General features: G+C 45.1%; 2 protein-coding genes. Both read right to left on the minus strand.

Annotation, left to right across the window (positions count from 1 at the left end; translation table 11 throughout):
- Window positions 1-217 precede the first annotated feature (217 nt).
- Entirely contained in the window at window positions 218-871 is a 654-nt protein-coding gene (locus R7P72_RS25675) for a riboflavin synthase (RefSeq protein ID WP_005483039.1), read from the minus strand.
- A gap of 12 nt (window positions 872-883) precedes the next feature.
- Window positions 884-1,094, minus strand: a 211-nt coding sequence (locus tag R7P72_RS25680) for a RibD family protein (protein ID WP_318111056.1), incomplete at its 5' end; no start/stop codon positions are given.

Here is a 1,094-nt window from a genome sequence, read left to right on the forward strand (position 1 = left end):
GCCTGCGCGAATATCATCAATAATTTCTTGTGGTGTACTGATTGGCATATTCTGTTTCCCGTTATTCTAAAATTTATTTTCCGACAGCAATGCGTGAAATTTTATTGCAATGGTAATGACATCAACAGTTTGAGCCTTGCACAATGCAAGTCAATTGCCCTAACGATGTTCTGTGAATCCGGTCTGTTATGGCAATTATCGCAACGTGGCTGAGCGCTTACGCAAAGCCATTTTGTTGTAAGAAGTCCATGGTGATGCGAGATTCAGGCTGCTCTTCTTGCTGACCTTGCAGCAAGCGTTCCATGTAACGCGCCAACACATCCACTTCTAAATTCACTTTGCGGCCCACTTGGAACTGGTCGATGGTGGTTTCTTCACTGGTGTGAGGCACAATCGTCAGTTTGAATGCGTTTTTACGTAAATCATTCACCGTTAAGCTGATACCATCAACGGTGATAGAGCCTTTTTCTGCCACGTACTTGCTGATCTCAGCAGGCATCGCGACCCAAAACTCTATCGCACGACCAACTTGATTGCGCTCCACAATTTCACCCACGCCGTCCACGTGTCCAGATACAATGTGTCCGCCAAAACGTGTCGTCGGCAGCATGGCTTTTTCTAAGTTAACCTTTTCGCCTACTTGGTAGTTTGCAAAACCGGTTTTTTTCAAGGTCTCGAGAGACAAATCTGCGCTGTAGTAATTGCTGCCAAAGTCAATCACCGTTAAGCACACACCATTAGTTGCGATGCTGTCGCCTAACTTTACGTCAGACATGTCTAACTTACCTACTTCTACCGTAACGGTAATGTCTTCGCCTTTTGGCGTAATCGCAGTTAATTTACCAACTGCTTCTACAATTCCTGTAAACATAGTGCTTCTTTTCTAAATTTCTTTACGTACAAGGGTGGCGGTAATACGGATATCTCTGCCCACCATTCGCACATCAGTAATATTTAAATCGATGACCTGCGCCATCTCCGTCAATCCCAGCGCGCCAATTAAACCACGTCCATCGCTTCCCATTAGTTTCGGAGCGAGATAGACAATCAACTCATCTACAAGGTTAGCTTTGATTAGAGAACTCGCGAGCGTC

The sequence above is a fragment of the Vibrio sp. Vb0888 genome, assembly GCF_033338835.1.
Classification (GTDB): Bacteria; Pseudomonadota; Gammaproteobacteria; order Enterobacterales; family Vibrionaceae; genus Vibrio; species Vibrio alginolyticus.